18 protein-coding genes are annotated in these 15,704 nt (G+C 68.0%); 12 read left to right on the top strand and 6 right to left on the bottom strand.

The annotated features are described in order from the left end of the window. Window positions 1-92: 92 nt before the first annotated feature. The 4 genes from ATSB10_RS06445 (at window position 93) to ATSB10_RS06430 (ending at window position 2,885) form a co-directional block, all read left to right on the top strand. Window positions 93-1,163, top strand: a complete 1,071-nt coding sequence (locus ATSB10_RS06445; protein WP_063671404.1) for a 3-deoxy-7-phosphoheptulonate synthase — start codon at window positions 93-95, stop codon at window positions 1,161-1,163. A 204-nt stretch (window positions 1,164-1,367) separates the two neighbouring features. Then, window positions 1,368-1,661, top strand: coding sequence for a GNAT family N-acetyltransferase (locus tag ATSB10_RS06440; RefSeq protein WP_063671402.1), 294 nt, complete (start codon window positions 1,368-1,370; stop codon window positions 1,659-1,661). A gap of 21 nt (window positions 1,662-1,682) precedes the next feature. After that, the gene (locus ATSB10_RS06435) at window positions 1,683-2,357 is read left to right on the top strand and encodes a DUF1345 domain-containing protein (RefSeq protein ID WP_063671400.1); all 675 of its coding nucleotides are present in this window, start codon (window positions 1,683-1,685) and stop codon (window positions 2,355-2,357) included. Between the two features lie 9 nt (window positions 2,358-2,366). After that, a complete protein-coding gene (locus tag ATSB10_RS06430; protein WP_063671398.1) occupies window positions 2,367-2,885 on the top strand; it encodes a hypothetical protein in 519 nt (172 codons plus the stop codon). An 8-nt stretch (window positions 2,886-2,893) separates the two neighbouring features. On the opposite strand, the gene ATSB10_RS06425 is transcribed toward ATSB10_RS06430, so the two are convergent. Next, window positions 2,894-3,376 (bottom strand): YajQ family cyclic di-GMP-binding protein, encoded by a 483-nt coding sequence (locus ATSB10_RS06425; RefSeq protein ID WP_063671397.1) that lies wholly within the window; start codon window positions 3,374-3,376, stop codon window positions 2,894-2,896. A gap of 177 nt (window positions 3,377-3,553) precedes the next feature. On the opposite strand from ATSB10_RS06425, the gene ATSB10_RS06420 reads away from it, so the two are divergent. Together ATSB10_RS06420 and ATSB10_RS06415 are read left to right on the top strand one after the other, a co-directional pair. Then, complete coding sequence (locus tag ATSB10_RS06420; protein WP_063671395.1) at window positions 3,554-4,735, top strand: BaiN/RdsA family NAD(P)/FAD-dependent oxidoreductase; 1,182 nt, start codon at window positions 3,554-3,556, stop codon at window positions 4,733-4,735. 110 nt (window positions 4,736-4,845) lie between these two features. Then, window positions 4,846-5,736 carry an NAD(P)-dependent oxidoreductase gene (locus tag ATSB10_RS06415; RefSeq protein WP_063671393.1) on the top strand — a complete coding sequence of 297 codons (891 nt, stop codon included), beginning with the start codon at window positions 4,846-4,848 and terminating at the stop codon, window positions 5,734-5,736. A 96-nt stretch (window positions 5,737-5,832) separates the two neighbouring features. Here ATSB10_RS06415 and ATSB10_RS06410 read toward each other — a convergent pair whose 3' ends face one another. Together ATSB10_RS06410 and ATSB10_RS06405 are read right to left on the bottom strand one after the other, a co-directional pair. Continuing rightward, the gene (locus ATSB10_RS06410; protein ID WP_063671392.1) at window positions 5,833-6,297 is read right to left on the bottom strand and encodes a YaiI/YqxD family protein; all 465 of its coding nucleotides are present in this window, start codon (window positions 6,295-6,297) and stop codon (window positions 5,833-5,835) included. Beyond that, window positions 6,294-7,181, bottom strand: coding sequence for a PhzF family phenazine biosynthesis protein (locus ATSB10_RS06405; protein ID WP_063671390.1), 888 nt, complete (start codon window positions 7,179-7,181; stop codon window positions 6,294-6,296). The genes ATSB10_RS06410 and ATSB10_RS06405 overlap by 4 nt, the downstream gene beginning before the upstream one ends. A gap of 106 nt (window positions 7,182-7,287) precedes the next feature. Between ATSB10_RS06405 and ATSB10_RS06400 the strand changes: the two genes are divergently transcribed. From ATSB10_RS06400 to ATSB10_RS06380, 5 genes are all read left to right on the top strand, one after another. Further along, window positions 7,288-7,896: a rhomboid family intramembrane serine protease gene (locus ATSB10_RS06400; protein ID WP_063671388.1), complete on the top strand. Its 609-nt coding sequence runs from the start codon at window positions 7,288-7,290 to the stop codon at window positions 7,894-7,896. Window positions 7,897-8,000: 104 nt separating this feature from the next. Beyond that, entirely contained in the window at window positions 8,001-8,441 is a 441-nt protein-coding gene (locus ATSB10_RS06395; protein WP_063671386.1) for a hypothetical protein, read from the top strand. A 33-nt stretch (window positions 8,442-8,474) separates the two neighbouring features. Continuing rightward, window positions 8,475-9,581: an aminopeptidase gene (locus ATSB10_RS06390; protein ID WP_425478170.1), complete on the top strand. Its 1,107-nt coding sequence runs from the start codon at window positions 8,475-8,477 to the stop codon at window positions 9,579-9,581. Window positions 9,582-9,905: 324 nt separating this feature from the next. Further along, entirely contained in the window at window positions 9,906-11,093 is a 1,188-nt protein-coding gene (pncB, locus tag ATSB10_RS06385; protein ID WP_063671382.1) for a nicotinate phosphoribosyltransferase, read from the top strand. Between the two features lie 255 nt (window positions 11,094-11,348). Continuing rightward, a complete protein-coding gene (locus tag ATSB10_RS06380; protein ID WP_063671380.1) occupies window positions 11,349-11,831 on the top strand; it encodes a glutathione peroxidase in 483 nt (160 codons plus the stop codon). A gap of 4 nt (window positions 11,832-11,835) precedes the next feature. Here the strand turns inward: ATSB10_RS06380 and dacB are convergent, their stop codons facing one another. After that, window positions 11,836-13,380, bottom strand: coding sequence for a D-alanyl-D-alanine carboxypeptidase/D-alanyl-D-alanine endopeptidase (gene dacB / locus ATSB10_RS06375; RefSeq protein WP_063671378.1), 1,545 nt, complete (start codon window positions 13,378-13,380; stop codon window positions 11,836-11,838). A gap of 117 nt (window positions 13,381-13,497) precedes the next feature. On the opposite strand from dacB, the gene ATSB10_RS06370 reads away from it, so the two are divergent. Further along, window positions 13,498-13,980: an FKBP-type peptidyl-prolyl cis-trans isomerase gene (locus ATSB10_RS06370; protein ID WP_063671376.1), complete on the top strand. Its 483-nt coding sequence runs from the start codon at window positions 13,498-13,500 to the stop codon at window positions 13,978-13,980. Window positions 13,981-14,051: 71 nt separating this feature from the next. On the opposite strand, the gene ATSB10_RS06365 is transcribed toward ATSB10_RS06370, so the two are convergent. Then, window positions 14,052-15,119 carry a phospholipase A gene (locus ATSB10_RS06365; RefSeq protein WP_063671374.1) on the bottom strand — a complete coding sequence of 356 codons (1,068 nt, stop codon included), beginning with the start codon at window positions 15,117-15,119 and terminating at the stop codon, window positions 14,052-14,054. 109 nt (window positions 15,120-15,228) lie between these two features. After that, entirely contained in the window at window positions 15,229-15,591 is a 363-nt protein-coding gene (locus tag ATSB10_RS06360; RefSeq protein WP_063671372.1) for a hypothetical protein, read from the bottom strand. Window positions 15,592-15,704: the final 113 nt, after the last annotated feature.

Raw genomic sequence — 15,704 nt, 5'->3', positions numbered from 1 at the left:
AACACCGATCCCACCGAATCCTGAAAGCCGCCAGCCCAACCCTGGCGGCTTTTTTCATGGTCGCCCGGAACCCCGACACGAGGAACCGCACCATGAGCACCGTTACCGACGACCTGCGCATCCGCGAGCTGAAGCGCCTGTCCACGCCCGCCGACGTCATCGGTGATTGCGCCGATCCGGAGGCCGCACACCGCACCGTCGCCCGCAGCCGGGAGCGGCTGCACGCCATCCTGCAGGGGCGTGACGATCGACTCGCCGTGGTGATCGGCCCGTGCTCCATCCACGACACCCGGGCCGCCATCGAATATGCCCAGCGCCTGGCGGTTGAGCGCGAGAAGCATGCCGATGCGCTGGAGATCGTGATGCGCGTGTATTTCGAGAAGCCGCGCACCACGGTCGGCTGGAAGGGGCTGATCAACGACCCGGATCTGGATGGCAGCTTCCGCATCGACCGCGGCCTGCGCCTGGCGCGGGGCCTGCTGATCGGCATCAACGAACTGGGCGTGCCGGCCGGCAGCGAGTTCCTCGACATGATCACCCCGCAGTACATCGCCGACCTGGTGAGCTGGGGCGCGATCGGTGCGCGCACCACCGAGAGCCAGGTGCACCGCGAGCTGGCGTCGGGGCTATCGTGCCCGGTCGGCTTCAAGAACGGCACCGACGGCAACGTGAAGATCGCCGTGGACGCGGTGCTGGCCGCCTCGCAACCGCATCATTTCCTGGCCGTGACCAAGGACGGCCGCACCGCCATCGCCACGACGGCCGGCAACGGCGATTGCCATGTGATCCTGCGCGGCGGCAGCGCGCCGAACTACGACGCGGCCAGCGTGGAGGCGGCCTGCGTTGCGGTCGCCAAGGCCGGGCTGGCGCCGCGGCTGATGATCGACGCGAGCCACGCCAACAGCAGCAAGAAGCCGGAAAACCAGCCGGCGGTGGTGGCCGATATCGCCGGCCAGATCGCCGGAGGCGAGTCGCGCATCATCGGCGTAATGGTCGAGAGCCATCTGGTGGCCGGTCGTCAGGACCTGGTGCCGGGCGAGTCGCTGACCTATGGCCAGAGCATTACCGACGGCTGCATCGACTGGGATCGCTCGGTCGAAGTATTGACCCGGCTGGCCGATGCGGTACGCGCCCGCCGGCAGGCGGCACGCCAGGTGGCCTGAGCGAACGCGGCTTGCGCGGATCGGGATGCCCTGACCGGACATCCTGGGACACGGGGATCATCGACCCGTCCGGCGGGGCCCCGGGTGAGCAATCGCTAACTGCCGGCTGACCGCGCAACATGTTGCGCCTGGCGTTCTCCCGCGACGTGCGGCCGGCCGACCGCGCCGGTCGTATGCTTGTCGCATCGATTGCCGGGAGAGGCCATGTCCGAGGAATTTGCGGTCCAGCACGATGAGGATGCCTGCCTGTTCGAGACCGTGCATGACGGTCATCGCGGCATCCTCACCTACCTGCTGGACACCGGGGCGTCGCCTCCGCTGATGACCATCGACCACACCGGCGTACCCCCGGCCGTGCGCGGGGTCGGCATGGCCGCGGCGCTGGTCGCGGCTGCGTTCGAGGTGGCGGAGCGACGAGGATGGCGGGTGCGTCCGGCCTGTTCGTATGCGGCGGCATGGGCACATCGCCACGCCGCTGTCGCCGGGTTGCTGGCATGAGCCCGGTCGTGCGGACATGCCATGAACGATGACTCCGTGAAAGCACCGGCGAAGCGCTGGCGCCCGCTGCGCTCGCTTCGCGTGCGTCCACGGCTGAGCCTGTCGGCCGGCGTGTTCCTGCTGGCCTCCGCGTGCCTGTATGCCGGTGGCATGGCGCCGGCTCCCGCGCTGCTGGGGGGATTCGACCTTGGCGCGGCGGCCTTCCTGCTCGGCATGCTGCTGATGTTCAACCGGTCGAGTACGGCTGGCATGCGGCAGCAGGCCCGGCTGCAGGATGCCGGACGCTGGGGCATTCTGTGGAGCTCCATCGGCATCACCGCCGTGGTGATGGTGGCACTGGCCACCGAACTGCATGTGGCCAAGGGCGGTGGTGTGCTGTCGCTCGCGGTGGCTGGCGCGAGCATTGTGTTGTCCTGGCTGTTCATCAACGTGATGTTTGCGCTGCACTACGCGCACGGGTTCTACGGTGACTACGGCAGCCAGCACCAGGGCCTGGAGTTTCCCGGCAAGGGGCAGCCCGACTACTGGGATTTCGCCTATTTCTCGATCGTGATCGGGATGACGTTCCAGGTATCGGACGTGCAGATCAGCAGCCGCGAAATCCGGCGCATCGTGCTTTTGCACAGCGTGATCGCCTTCTTCTTCAACGTGTTCATCATCGCGGTCACGGTGAATATCGTGGCTGGCCAGGTCTGAGGAGGCCGCATGATCGGCATTGTCGGCGAAGACGGCGAGGGCTATCGCTGGTTGCCGCCCAGGGCATCGGACGTGCGCGACGGCCGCCTACGGGTGATCCCGTATGTCTCTCGCCGCGCGGCCGCGCGTCTCGTCCTGTTCAACGCGCTGGTGACGCTCGCGGTATTCGCCTGCCGCCATGGCGAACGCCCTGGCATCCATGTCCCCTGGCACGCGACGCTCTACCAGGTGGCCGTCGCCGTTCTGCTGGTGCAGCTGGTGCTGCGCGTGCCCGGCTGGTTGGCCCGACGTCAGGTCCGGGTCCGGTTGCCTCTGCGGCTGCAGCCGGTGCCGGTGCTGTACTGGGTGGAGCTGGTGCAGTTCTTCTCGGCGCTGACCGGGGCGCTGGTGGCCTGCATTGCGAGCGATCACCCCCATCCGGTGCTCCCGTGGGAGATCCTCTCGTGGGCGGTGTCGATGGCCTGCGTGGCGGTGGCGCTGGCACCCTGGATCGGGCGCCAGTTGCTGCGCCGTCGCGGCGCGGCCTGAGGGCCGGCTCAGTCGCGGAAGTTGTCGAACTGCAGCGGCACGCCGACGTCGGTCTGCCGCAGCAGGGCGATGGCGGCCTGCAGGTCATCGCGCTTCTTGCCGGTGACGCGAAGCTTCTCGCCGTTGATCTGCGCCTCGACCTTGATTTTGGCCGCCTTGATCGCGGCGATCAGCTTCTTGGCGGACGCCTGCTCGATGCCCTGTTTCACGGTGATCTTCTGCCTCGATCCGGCCAGATTGGTTTCCGGGTCGGCGGTTTCCAGCGCGCGCAGGTCGATCTTGCGCGTGGCAAGGCGAGTGGTGAGGATGTCGCGCATCTGTTTGAGCTGGAACTCGCTGGCACCGGTGGCGGTGATCACGAAATCGTCCAGCTCGAACTTCGCGTTCGTGCCCTTGAAGTCGAAGCGCGTGGTGAGTTCGCGGTTGGCCTGGTCCACGGCGTTGGTGAGTTCGTGCTTGTCGACTTCGGAGACCACGTCGAAGGAGGGCATGGCGACATCTCGGCTTGCTGGAAAAGGTCGCCAGTGTAAGCCAGTGCGGGCATGGGATAATCACCGGCCTTCATCCTTCCACGCGTCATTCCGGCGCAAGCCGGAATCCAGCGCCTTTATGCCTCTCGCCATGCCTCTGTCGTTCGCTCCGTGGTCATCGAATCCGGTTTCCCGCGCATGAAGGTCGACGTGCTGGTGATCGGCGCCGGCGCCGCGGGCCTGATGTGTGCCATCACCGCCGGCCAGCGCGGCAAGCGTGTGCGGGTGGTCGACCACGCCAACAAGGCGGGCAAGAAAATCCTGATGTCCGGTGGCGGGCGCTGCAATTTCACCAACCTGGGCACGACGCCGGCCAACTTCCTCTCGGCCAACCCGCATTTCGCCAAGTCCGCGCTGGCGCGCTACACGCCGTGGGATTTCATCGCGCTGGTGGAGAAGCACGGCATCCGCTATCACGAGAAGGAACTCGGCCAGCTGTTCTGCGACGAGTCGTCCAAGCTGATCGTGCGCATGCTGCTGGACGAGTGCGCGGCGGCCGGTGTGGAGGTGCGCACCGGCTGCGCGGTGAGCCGGGTGGAGACATCGGAAGAGGGCTTTCTTGTCCATACGGCCGACGGGCCGGTGCAGGCAACCTCGCTGGTGGTGGCCACCGGCGGCCTGTCGATCCCCAGCCTGGGGGCCACCGGCTTCGGCTACGAGCTGGCGCGGCAGTTCGGCCACACCGTGCTGCCGACCCGGGCCGGCCTGGTGCCGCTCACGCTCAGCGGCAAGCATCAGGAGCGCTATCAGGACCTGGCCGGCGTCGCGCTGCCGGTGAGCGAGGCGCGCGTGGGCAAGCGCAGCTTCCGTGCCGGCCTGCTGTTCACCCATCGCGGTGTGAGCGGACCGGCAATCCTGCAGATCTCCAGCTACTGGCAGGCGGGCGACGACCTGCGCCTGGACCTGTCGCCCGAGACCGACATCGGTGACTGGCTGGTGGCGCAGCGTGGCGAGCGCCCGGCGGCCGAACTGAAGAACGTGCTGGGCGACCTGCTCCCCAAGCGGCTGGCGCAGCGGCTGTGCGAGGTGTGGTTCCCGAGCAAACCGATGCGGCAGTTCCGCGAGGCGGAACTGGTCGACATCGGCCGCCAGCTGCACGACTGGCCGATCGTCGCCAGCGGCACCGAAGGCTACCGCACCGCCGAGGTCACCCTGGGCGGGGTCGACACGAACGAGCTCTCGTCCTCGACGATGGAGTCGAAGCGGGTGCCCGGGCTGTATTTCATCGGCGAGGTGGTCGACGTCACCGGCTGGCTCGGCGGCTACAACTTCCAGTGGGCCTGGGCATCCGGCCATGCGGCCGGTGAGGTGGCCGGCTAGGAAACGCTGCGTTCCCCGGTCGGCGCTTCTGCCATGCGCCGGCTTCGCGTCCACTGAACGCCGGTGGTGGTCTCATCCACCTTTTTAGCATTCGCCGCGGAGCACATCGCATGAAAGTCGGATTCATCGGACTGGGGTCCATGGGCAGCGCCATGGCCAGCAACCTTGTGGCAGCCGGTCATGCCGTCACGGTCTGGAATCGCTCGGAGGCGGCGGCCGAGCCGCTGCTAGCGCTGGGCGCGAAGCTGGCCAGGACCCCCGACCGTGCCGTGCTGGGCGACGCCGTATGCTCGATGCTGGCCAACGACCAGGCGGTACGTGCGGTGTTCCTCGACAGCGGTCTGCTCGACGCGATGGATCCGGGCACGGTGCACGTCAACCACGCCACCATCTCGGTGGCGTTGGCCCGGGAGCTGGCCGACGCGCATGCGGCGCGGGGGATCGACTACGTTTCCGCACCGGTGTTCGGTCGCCCGGATGCCGCCGCTGCGGCCAAGCTCAACATCGTCGCCGCCGGCAAGCCTGCCGCCATCGACAAGGTACGCCCGCTGCTCGAGGCGATGGGCGCGAAGGTCTGGCCGATGGGCGAGGATCCGGTGCGGGCCAGCGTGGTGAAGATCGCCGGCAACTTCATGCTCGCCTCGGCGATCGAGACGATGGCCGAGGCCTCCACGCTGACCCGCGCCTACGGCGTGGACGCGGGGGACTTCCTCGAGGTGATGACCTCCACGCTGTTCGCCGCGCCGGCCTACCAGGGCTACGGCAAGCTGATTGCCGAACAGCGTTTCAGCCCGGCCGGCTTCGCCATGCCGCTGGGTCTCAAGGATGTCGGCCTGGCGTTGAGCGCAGGGGAGGGCAGGCGGGTGCCGCTGCCGTTTGCCGGCGTGCTGCGCGATGGCCTCCTCGACGCGCTGGCCCACGGGGGCGAGGATCTGGACTGGTCCGCCCTGGCGCTGGTCGCCGCGCGCCGCGCGGGCCTCGACGGGGGCGAGGACGCCTGAGCGAATCTTTCGCGTAGGAGCCCGCTCGCGGGCGATGTTTCTCTCTGTTTGCCTCGTTGTGGATCAGGAGCAGGAGCATCGCCCGCGAGCGGGCCCCTACCCGGACCGGGGCCGCCGGCTGAGCCAGATGTCGAGCTGGTTGGCGAACGCCTGGCGGTCGCGCGGATGGAAGGCGGGCGGTCCGCCGGTATCCACCCCGGCGCCGCGCAACTCCTCCATGAAGTTACGCATCGACAGCTGCTGGGCGATGCTGTCGGGGGTGAACGGTACCCCGCGCGGATTCACCGCCTGCGCGCCCTTTTCGAGCACCTGCGCAGCAAGCGGGATGTCCTGCGTCACCACCAGATCGCCCGCGGCGACCCGCGCCACGATCTCGTTGTCCGCCACGTCGAAGCCGCCCGCCACCTGCAGGCTGCGCACGAAGCGTGAGGGCGGAGTGCGCAGGGACTGGTTGGCAACCAGGGTGACCTGCACCTGCGCGCGCTCGGCGGCGCGAAACAGGATCTCCTTCACCGGAACCGGGCAGGCGTCGGCGTCCACCCAGATCTGTGCCGCGCTCATGCGTTGGCGTCCCACTGCAGGCGGCCGTCGATGACCGTGTTGGTACGGCCACCGACCCACACCGCGCCATCGTCGTCGATGCGCACGAGCAGCCGCGCGTCGTAGCCGATCTCGCGCCCCTGGCTGACTGCATAGCCGCGGGCCAGCGGGCCGTACGGTTCGGCCTGGGCCAGCCAGGCGGCGAGCAGGCCGTTGGCGGCACCGGAGGCGGGGTCCTCGGTAATGCCGGCGCCCGAGGCCAGCGCGCGCACCACGAGCTGGTGGTCGGATGCTTCGCTGCGGGCGAAGGCGCATATGCCCATGCTGTCGGTGGCCTTGCCCAGCGCACCGATCGCTGCGTGATCCGGCTGCCATCGGCGCAACGCAGCCTCGTCCACGCATTCGACCACCCACCATCGGCGTCCACCCTCGACCAGTGCGGGCGCGAGCCGGCCGCTGGCCACGCCGGCCAGGGCAGGGCGCAGCAGTGGGTGGGCATCGGCGCCGGACTCGCGCACCGCGGCTGGCGGCGAGCGAAGCAGCAACTGACGGTGCCCGTCGTGGTCTTCCACCCGGATCGGCAGTACGCCTGCGCGGCACTCCTGCCATAGCAGGCCGTCGTGCGGTTCGATCAGTCCGCAGGTCAGCGCCGCGTGCGCGCTACCTACGCTCGGATGGCCGGCGAAGTCGATTTCCTTGTGCGGGGTAAACATCCGGACGCGGTAGCTGGCCCGTGGATCGGCCGGCGGCAGCAGGAAGGTGGTCTCGACCAGGTTGGTCCAGCGGGCGAAGGCCTGCATGGCGGCGTCGGTCCAGCCGCTGGCGTCGATCACCACGCCGAGGTGATTGCCGCCGCCGCGGCGGGCGGCGAACACGTCCAGGTGCAGGTAGCGGAATGCGGTCATCGTCGGCGGCGCAAGAAAGGGCGGTAGCCCTTCATGATAGCGGGCGGTCGACAGCTGCCGCGGCTCCGGCCAAGATGGCGAGTCGCTTCATCCACAGACGGAACCCATGACGATCACCCTCATCATCCTCGCCGTGACCTGCGTGGTCTCCTTCATGGCGCTCAACAACGGCAAGCTGATGGATGACCTGCTGCTGTGGCCGCCGGCGATCCAGCGCAGCCGCGAGTACTACCGGCTGGTCACCTACGGGCTGGTGCATGCCGACTTCGGGCACCTGCTGTTCAACATGATGACGCTGTTCTTCTTCGGGCGGCTGATGGAGCAGTTTTTTACGGCCCGGCTCGGTCCGCTGGGTTTCGTGCTGTTCTACATCGGCGGCCTGGTGGTCTCGATCCTGCCGACCTACCTGAAGAATCGGGGCAACGCGCGGTACCGCAGCCTGGGCGCGTCGGGAGCGGTGTCGGCGGTGCTGTTCGCCTTCATCCTGCTGGCGCCGTGGGCGCGCATCTATGTGTTCGTGATTCCGATGCCGGCGATCATCTACGGGGTGCTCTACACCGCCTATTCGATCTACATGGACCGGCGCGGCCAGGACAACGTCAACCACAGCGCGCATCTGTGGGGGGCGGCCTACGGTGTGGCGTTCACCCTGATCATCGAGCCGCGCGTGCTCTCGCATTTCATGGGGGCGCTGCTGCGGCCCGGCGGCCTGTGAGTCGCTTGCCCGACGCTGGCCTGGCTGGATCAGGAGGCATTCAGCGCCACGGACTAGCGTGGTGCTCCCGCGCAGTCGGCGCGGTGTGTCCGCGGAGGCATGTCATGAGGAAGATGCTGCTGGGAATCGTGCTGGTCGGGGCGGCCTCGCTGCTTTCGGGCTGCTACGTGGCGCCGGACTACAGCTATGTCCGGGGGCCGGACGGAGGCGGCGCCTACTACGGCCGCGCGACCAGGGTGTACGACGACGGCTATTACGCGCCCTACGGGTACGGCTATTACGATTACCCCTATGGCTACTATCCGGGTGGCGTGACGGTGGGAATCGGCACCACCTGGTACGGCGGCTCCCGTCACTGGCGGGACGATCGCGACGACCGTCACTGGCGGGGTGATGACCATCGCGGGCACTGGGACCACGATGGGGATCGCCATCGCGATGCGCCACATCCGAACGGCGGTCACGCCTACCGGCCACCGCAGCGGAGCCACGATTCGGGCGGGCAGCATGAGCGGCGGCGGAGCCCGGATGAGCGTCATCGCTAAGGCGATATCGGCACCTCTGGTGCCGCTGCCCTGATGGGGCGCTGGTGGACGGCGGCCTGCCGGTACCTGGCAGGCATGGGGCTGGCGGTGCTCCTGGGCGGCTGCGCCACCGTCCGCTACTACGGTCACGTGGCGCATGGCGAGGCGGCGCTGCTGCTCGCACGCCGGTCGATTCCGGAGGTGCTGGAGGATCCGCGCACACCGCCTGCGCTGGCGCGGCGCCTGGATCTGGCCGGGCAGGCGCGTCGCTTCGCTTCGGAGCATCTCGACCTGCCGGACAACCGCAGCTACACCAGCTACGTGGCACTGGACCGGCCCTATGTGGCCTGGAACGTTTTCGCCGCACCACGCTTCTCGGTGGAAGCTGTGCCGCAGTGTTTCCCCATCGCCGGGTGCGTGGCCTACCGCGGCTACTTCCGTGAGGCGCTGGCGCAACAGCGCGCGGCGATGCTGAGGAAGCAGGGACTGGACGTGTGGCTGTCGCCGGTGCCGGCCTATTCGACCCTGGGCTGGTTCGCCGATCCCATCCTCAGCTCGATGATGCGCTGGGACGACGACGAACTGGCCGGCACGCTGTTCCACGAACTGGCGCACCAGCAGGTCTACGTGAAGGGGGACACGGCGTTCAACGAGTCGTTCGCCACCTTCGTCGAGCACGAGGGGCTGCGCCAGTGGCGTGCGTCCCGCGGCCTGCCGCCGCCGGATGGTCGCGAGCAGGCGATGGAGCACGGCTTCACCGCGCTGGTGCTGGGCCTGCGCGAGCGCCTGCGGCAGGACTATGCGCGTCCGGGCGACGCCGAGGCGATGGAGCGGCGCAAGCAGGCCGACATCGCGGCGTTCCGGCGGGACTACGCTGCGTGGCGCGATCGCGACTTCCCGGGCGACCATCGCTACGACGCCTGGGTGGCCGCGCCGATCAACAACGCCCGGCTGCTGCCGTTCGGTCTTTACGACCGGTGGACCGGTGCCTTCGCGGCGTTGTTCTCGCAGGTGGACCGCCAGTGGCCGGCGTTCTACCAGGCGGTGGCCGCGATGGGGCGCCTGGCACCGGCGCAGCGTCAGGCCAGACTCGAGGCGCTGCTTCCGAAAGGGGCCGCCCCGGAGGCCGGTGAAGCGGTAAGCCCCGGGTTGTCTCGGTGACCCAATGGATTGATCTCCCAGGGCTTTCGTGACATCGGCCGGAGGAAGCTGAACGAATGCCTTTTTCTGGCTGCGGCTGCCTTGAACTTCAAAGGGGGCAGCCACACTAATGGGTCGTATCGCCGAGACGGCGACAAGAGGCGGGCCAGAACAACGGACCGCTGAGGGGTCGGCCCCTTCCTCCCCCGGATCGCCGACCTGACAAACCCCGGCCCGCCCCTCCCCTGGCGCTCCGGGGTTTTTTTATGCCCGTCTTCCGGGCCAGGTTCGCGGTGCGCCTTCGTTCGCACCGATAATGTCTGCACCCCACCCACGGATCTGGCGATGATCATCCGCTCGCTGCTCGACACCGACCTGTACAAGTTCTCGATGATGCAGGTGGTGCTGCACCAGTACCCGGGCGCACACGCGGAGTACCGCTTCAAATGCCGCACGCCAGGCGTGGATCTGGTGCCGTACCTGGACGAGATCCGCAGCGAACTGGAGACGCTGTGCCAGCTGCGCTTCGACGAGGACGAGCTCCAGTACTTGCGTGGCTTGCGCTACATCAAGAGCGACTTCGTCGACTTCCTCGGGCTGTTCCGGCTCAACACCAAGTACGTCGAGCTCGGGCCTTCGCCCGAGGCGCCGGGGGAGATCGAGATCCATATCCGCGGCCCGTGGCTGCACACCATCCTGTTCGAAGTGCCGCTGCTGGCGATCATCAACGAGGTGTACTTCCGCAACACGCAGCCGGGCATTGATCTGTCGACCGGCCGCGAGCGGCTGGCGGCCAAGATCACGCTGTTGCACGACACCCCGGGCTATGCCGATTGCCGCATCGCGGACTACGGCACGCGCCGCCGCTTCTCGCGGGACTGGCACCGGGAGGTGGTGACTGCGCTGCGCGACCGGCTGGGGCCGCAACTGGCCGGTACCAGCAACGTGGCGTTGGCGCGCGAGCTGGGACTGATCCCGCTGGGCACCCTGGCGCACGAGTACCTGCAGGCCCACCAGGCGCTGGGCCCCCGTCTGCGCGATTCGCAGGTGGCAGCACTGGAGGCGTGGGCGCGCGAATATCGGGGCGATCTCGGCATCGCGCTGTCGGACGTCTACGGGCTCAATGCATTCCTGCGCGACTTCGACATGTACTTCTGCAAGCTGTTCGACGGCACCCGCCACGATTCCGGCGATCCGTTCGCCTGGGGCGAGCGGGTGCTGGCGCACTACCGCGCCAACCGTGTCGACCCGCGCGGCAAGATCCTGGTATTCAGCGACGGCCTCGATATCCCGCAGGTGATGAAGCTCTACGCGCACTTCCAGGGGCGCTGCCAGCTCGCGTTCGGCGTGGGCACCAACCTGACCAACGACGTCGGTCCGACGCCGCTGCAGATCGTGATCAAGATGGTCCGCTGCAACGGCCAGCCGGTCGCCAAGCTCAGCGACAGTCCCGGCAAGAACATGTGCGACGACCCCGCCTACGTCACCTACCTGCGGCAGGTATTCGAGATTCCCGCCGAATCAGCGGGCTGAGTCATGCCTGCGCGCGCAGCCCGCGTCGCCCGCAAACCGTTTCAGGCCGGGCCAGGCGAGCAGCAGTAGCGTGCCCAGCGCCATCAGGCTGGAGAGCAGCAGGGACATCGTGGATCGCCTCGGACGAAAGTGCGGGCACGATAGCCCGCGCGCAGGAGCGGGGGATCTGGCGATTTCTCATATGCATATGTCGCTGCTTGCGCACGAACGGGCCCTCGGCGCACGCTTGACGCCTTTTCCGACGCCGGATCCGACATGACCACGATCTACGACTTCAGCGCCCGCGACATCGATGGCAACGAGCGCGCGCTCGCCGAGTTCCGCGGCAAGACGCTGCTGGTGGTGAACGTGGCCTCGCGATGCGGATTCACGCCGCAGTACCAGGGGCTGGAAGCGGTCTGGCGGCGCCTGCGCGAGCGCGGGCTGGTGGTGCTGGGATTTCCCTGCGACCAGTTCGGCCACCAGGAACCGGGCGACGAGGCGGAAATCCGCCAGTTCTGCAGTACCCGCTACGAGGTCAGCTTTCCCATGTTCGCCAAGATCGAGGTGAATGGCGAAGGCGCCGATCCCCTCTACAAGTGGCTGAAGCAGGAAGGCAAGGGCATCCTCGGCAGCGAGGCGATCAAGTGGAACTTCACCAAGTTCCTGGTCGATGCCGAGGGGCAGGTGGTTCGCCGCTATGCGCCGACCGACACGCCGGAGAAGATCGCGAAAGAGATCGAGTCGCGGCTGGGCTGACCGCTCAGGGGCGCCCGCGGTAGTTCGCCAGCAGTTCGGCAATGGCATCCAGCGTGTGGCTGGGTGAAGCCGCGCCTTCTGGTGGCACGTCGTGGTTGATGATCGCCGCGAACGCCAGGTGCTCGCCGCCCGCGCTGGTCACATAGCCCGCCAGTGCGCTCACCCCGGTCATCGAGCCGGTCTTGGCGTGTACTTCGCCCTCGGCCGGCGTGCCGCGCATGCGCGCTATCAGCGAGCCATCGACGCCGGCCACCGGCAGGTCGTCATGCAGGGTGGCTGCGTAGGGTCGGGTCGCCATGTACTGCAGCAGCCGCACCAGGGCCGATGCGGTGACCAGGTTCTGCCGCGACAGTCCGCTGCCTTCGGTGAGCCGCGCCTGCGTGGGGGCGATGCCGATCTCCTTCAGCAGGGCGTCGAGTGCGCGCAGCCCCCAGGCGCTGGAACCGAGGAAACCGTCGGGCGCGGTACCGTCGGCGATGGCCTGGGCTCGGGCCTGTACGCCGGCCAGCTGCAGCAGGTTCTGCAGGTAGAGGTTCTGCGAGCGCTTGAGCCCGCGCTCGAGGATCGCGCCGTACGTCGGCGATTCCACGCGGCCGAGCTCGACGGCGCCGGCAAGGTAGGCGCCGTCCTCTTCGGGCCAGTGCAGCACCTGCACGCGGCCGTGCAGGGTGATGCCGTGGCGGGCCAGGGCATTGCGCAGCAGCTCGCCGGCAACGCGCGCCGGATCGGTCATCGCCAGGTGGTAGCGCATCGTCGCGGAGCCCGTCGGTACGGAGCCGAAGGCGTAGAGCGTGTCGCTGCCCGGCGCACGGTAGAGGTTGATGTCGGGCGGGCTGCCCGCGGCCGTGGTGAGCACGCGGCTGCTCATGTCTGGAATCGCGAAGGGCGGGTCCAGCACCACTTCGGCCGCATCGCCGGCGGCGGTTCCGGGCGTGATGGTCAGCCAGGCGGCGTTCTCCTGCACGCTGAGTGCGGCGGCAGGCACGGCAAAGGCGCCGAGCAGGTCGCCCACCTCCCAGCCGGCGCCGATCGGCGGCCCCTGGAAATAGGTGTCGTCGGCGATCAGGTCGCCATCGATCCTGCGGATCCCCCGCTCGACAAGCGTCGTCGCCAGGTGATCGGCCCAGTCGGTGCTGTCTTCCGTGCCCAGCGTCGGATCGCCCATGCCGTAGAGCACCAGCGGACCGTGCAGGCGGCCGCGGACGACCGGGCCGCGGGCGAGCAGGCGGGTGCTCGTGTGTCCGTCTGCCCCGAGCTTCTCCAGCACCAGCGCGGCAGTGAACAGCTTGGCGGTGGATGCCGGTTCCAGCAGCCGCTCGGGCTGGTGCGCGTACAGCGTGTGGCCGCTGTCCAGCGAGACGATTTCGATACCCCAGTCCGCGCCGCCGAAGCGAGGCGCGTCGATCAGCGCGTCGATGCGACTGGCAAGCTCCGTGGGCGTCGCGGCGGGCGTCGCCGGAGACGGGGCAGACGGGGCGGCGGCAAGCGCGAGGGCTGGACAGAGGGCGAGGAAGAGCAGGGCGGTGATCGGCCAAGGGTATCGATGCATGCCCGTCAGTATGGGCATCCGGCCGGCGCTGTACAGGGTGGATCACGCCGATCTGTTAGGCTTTGCGCCTCGCGCCATCGTTCCGGCGCCACTTTTTCACTTCAATGCGAGAGCCTCATGCAGATTGCCGACCAGACCGTCGTCTCCTTCCACTACACGCTGACCGATGACCAGGGCACCGTGATCGACAGCTCGGCGGGTCGCGAGCCGCTCACCTATCTGCATGGCGTCGGCCAGATCGTCCCCGGCCTGGAGAAGGAGATGGCTGGCCGTACCGTCGGCGACCAGTTCAAGGTCGACGTGGCGCCGGAAGAGGGCTACGGCGTGCGTCACGCCGAGCTCGAGCAGCAGGTGCCGCGCGAGGCTTTCCAGGGCGTGGAGGACATCCAGCCCGGCATGCAGTTCCAGGGGCGCGGCCCGCAGGGCGTGATCAACGTCACCGTGACCAGGATCGAGGACGGCGTGGTGCATATCGACGGCAACCATCCGCTGGCCGGCCAGACCCTGCATTTCGACGTGCAGGTGACCGAGGTGCGCGAGGCGACCGCCGAGGAACAGCAGCACGGTCACGTGCATGGTCCGGGCGGCCATCACCACTGAGCCGTTGCGGTCCTGGTGAAGTAAAAACGCCGCCCATCGGGCGGCGTTTTCTTTTGCGCTCGACGCAATGCTCAATACCAGTCGAGCAGCGACACGCCCAGGCCGAGATAGGTGGCGTTGTGGTTGTAGTCGATCATGCTCTCGCCGTATCCCTTGAACAGTTCCATGTAGCCGCGCAGGTTGCCGGCGACCGGAAAGCTCCAGGTGAACTTGCCCGCGCCGTGGCTGCGGCTGCCGCCGCGCAGCGAGTGTCGCAGCAGCAGCCCGAATTCCTGCCCGTGCCACTCGTGCACGATCTGCGCCTCGGCGCGTCCCATGTAGTCGCTGATGTCGGGATTGTTGTCGTCCGCCGCGCTCTCCGGGATCCGCCACCACGGGCGGATCATCACGGTCCAGCCGGGTCGCTCTAAGCCGACATCGGCGATCACCCGGTTCCAGCTGCGCGACATCGGGTTGGAACGGCCATTGGACTGGTGGTCGAAGCCGATGCCGAGCAGCCGGCCCTGCCAGCCGAGCACGTCGTAGTGCGTGTCGAACACCAGCATCGCTTCCGGTTCGTAGTTGGTCTCGCGGAACGGGCGGGAGAGTCTGCTGTTGTAGACCTGCCAGTGCGAGGACTGGGTGTAGCCGACCCAGACGTCGCCGCCCGCATCGCCAAAGACGTCCTGCGCGACCTTGGTCTTGAGGCTGAGCTGGAACTTCATTTCGGCGTTCTGCAGGGCGATCGGCGCCGACACCGTGTTCACGGGGTTCGGACTGGTCGGGCGGTCGTTCTGGTTGCTGGTGGCGAAGATCGGCATGACGTACACCGGCTTGTAGCCCCGGATGTTGAAGGTGCCGAGCTTGGCTTCCGGTGCCAGTTCCCAGCGCGAGTCGAGCAGCGACAGGGGGGCGGCCACGGAGTTGCCGTCATCGGGCTTCCTGCCTGTATCCCGGGCGAACAGCGCGACGTCGTCGGGGTTCCCGTGCTTCTGCGCGATCGGCAGGTTGTCGCGGCCGGTGGCGCGGTCGTAGCACGCCAGTCGCTGGGAGTCGCTTTCGATCGCCGTGCAGGCGCGGATGTCCATCGGATCCGGGTTCTGCGCGTGGGCTGCGGCGGCAGCCAGCGCGAGCATGCCGGCGAATGGAACGGAAAGCATCCGGTGCAGGGGGGGCGTCATGACGGGAAATCTCGTTGTCTGTGGCGGGCGCGGGCACGAAAAGGCCGGCCGCAGGTTACTGCGGCCGGCCAGTCCGGGCGATAGCGACCTACTTGCCCTTGGTCCAGCGCGCGTACTCGGCCTCACTGATCCTGCCGTTCTTGTTGCTGTCGGCGTAATCGAAATCGTTCGCCAGCGGCGGGTAGGCAGCCGCCTGTTCGGGCGTGATGAATTTAGCCTTGCCCGCGAGCTGGGCGAACGGTGGCGGCGCGCTGTCGGTGGGTGCCGGGGGCAGCGTGCTGCGGATGGTGACTTGTCCCTGCGGTGTCTGGAACACGGCACTGTCGGGCTTGGCGGTGGTGCTTCCCGGGGACGGGGACGACATGCTGTCGGTCTGCGCCGCCATCGCCTGGCCGGCGGTGAACAGCGTGGCGGCAGCGACGAACGGAATCCAGGATCTGCGGAATGTCATGTTCGGTACTCCATGCCAGAATCGATGGGTGGGCGCATCGGCGGCTGGACCACGAAGGTTCGGTCGCCAGGGGAGCGCCCGGTCACGCTAGCAACGGACGTGTCAATGCCATC

It is taken from the genome of Dyella thiooxydans (assembly GCF_001641285.1).
GTDB classification, from domain to species: Bacteria; Pseudomonadota; Gammaproteobacteria; order Xanthomonadales; family Rhodanobacteraceae; genus Dyella_A; species Dyella_A thiooxydans.
Note: the sequence above shows the minus strand (reverse complement) of the source record. Positions and strands in the feature narration are given on the sequence as shown.

Coding starts and splice junctions, on each gene's coding strand:
- ATSB10_RS06390 (WP_425478170.1), top strand. CDS start 8,475: ATGGGGCGCTGGTGGACGGCGGCCTGCCGGTACCTGGCAGGCATGGGG.
- ATSB10_RS06435 (WP_063671400.1), top strand. CDS start 1,683: ATGAACGATGACTCCGTGAAAGCACCGGCGAAGCGCTGGCGCCCGCTG.
- ATSB10_RS06400 (WP_063671388.1), top strand. CDS start 7,288: ATGACGATCACCCTCATCATCCTCGCCGTGACCTGCGTGGTCTCCTTC.
- ATSB10_RS06420 (WP_063671395.1), top strand. CDS start 3,554: ATGAAGGTCGACGTGCTGGTGATCGGCGCCGGCGCCGCGGGCCTGATG.
- ATSB10_RS06415 (WP_063671393.1), top strand. CDS start 4,846: ATGAAAGTCGGATTCATCGGACTGGGGTCCATGGGCAGCGCCATGGCC.
- ATSB10_RS06425 (WP_063671397.1), bottom strand. CDS start 3,376: ATGCCCTCCTTCGACGTGGTCTCCGAAGTCGACAAGCACGAACTCACC.
- dacB (WP_063671378.1), bottom strand. CDS start 13,380: ATGCATCGATACCCTTGGCCGATCACCGCCCTGCTCTTCCTCGCCCTC.
- ATSB10_RS06365 (WP_063671374.1), bottom strand. CDS start 15,119: ATGCTTTCCGTTCCATTCGCCGGCATGCTCGCGCTGGCTGCCGCCGCA.
- ATSB10_RS06405 (WP_063671390.1), bottom strand. CDS start 7,181: ATGACCGCATTCCGCTACCTGCACCTGGACGTGTTCGCCGCCCGCCGC.
- ATSB10_RS06395 (WP_063671386.1), top strand. CDS start 8,001: ATGAGGAAGATGCTGCTGGGAATCGTGCTGGTCGGGGCGGCCTCGCTG.
- ATSB10_RS06360 (WP_063671372.1), bottom strand. CDS start 15,591: ATGACATTCCGCAGATCCTGGATTCCGTTCGTCGCTGCCGCCACGCTG.
- ATSB10_RS06445 (WP_063671404.1), top strand. CDS start 93: ATGAGCACCGTTACCGACGACCTGCGCATCCGCGAGCTGAAGCGCCTG.
- ATSB10_RS06410 (WP_063671392.1), bottom strand. CDS start 6,297: ATGAGCGCGGCACAGATCTGGGTGGACGCCGACGCCTGCCCGGTTCCG.
- ATSB10_RS06370 (WP_063671376.1), top strand. CDS start 13,498: ATGCAGATTGCCGACCAGACCGTCGTCTCCTTCCACTACACGCTGACC.
- ATSB10_RS06440 (WP_063671402.1), top strand. CDS start 1,368: ATGTCCGAGGAATTTGCGGTCCAGCACGATGAGGATGCCTGCCTGTTC.
- pncB (WP_063671382.1), top strand. CDS start 9,906: ATGATCATCCGCTCGCTGCTCGACACCGACCTGTACAAGTTCTCGATG.
- ATSB10_RS06380 (WP_063671380.1), top strand. CDS start 11,349: ATGACCACGATCTACGACTTCAGCGCCCGCGACATCGATGGCAACGAG.
- ATSB10_RS06430 (WP_063671398.1), top strand. CDS start 2,367: ATGATCGGCATTGTCGGCGAAGACGGCGAGGGCTATCGCTGGTTGCCG.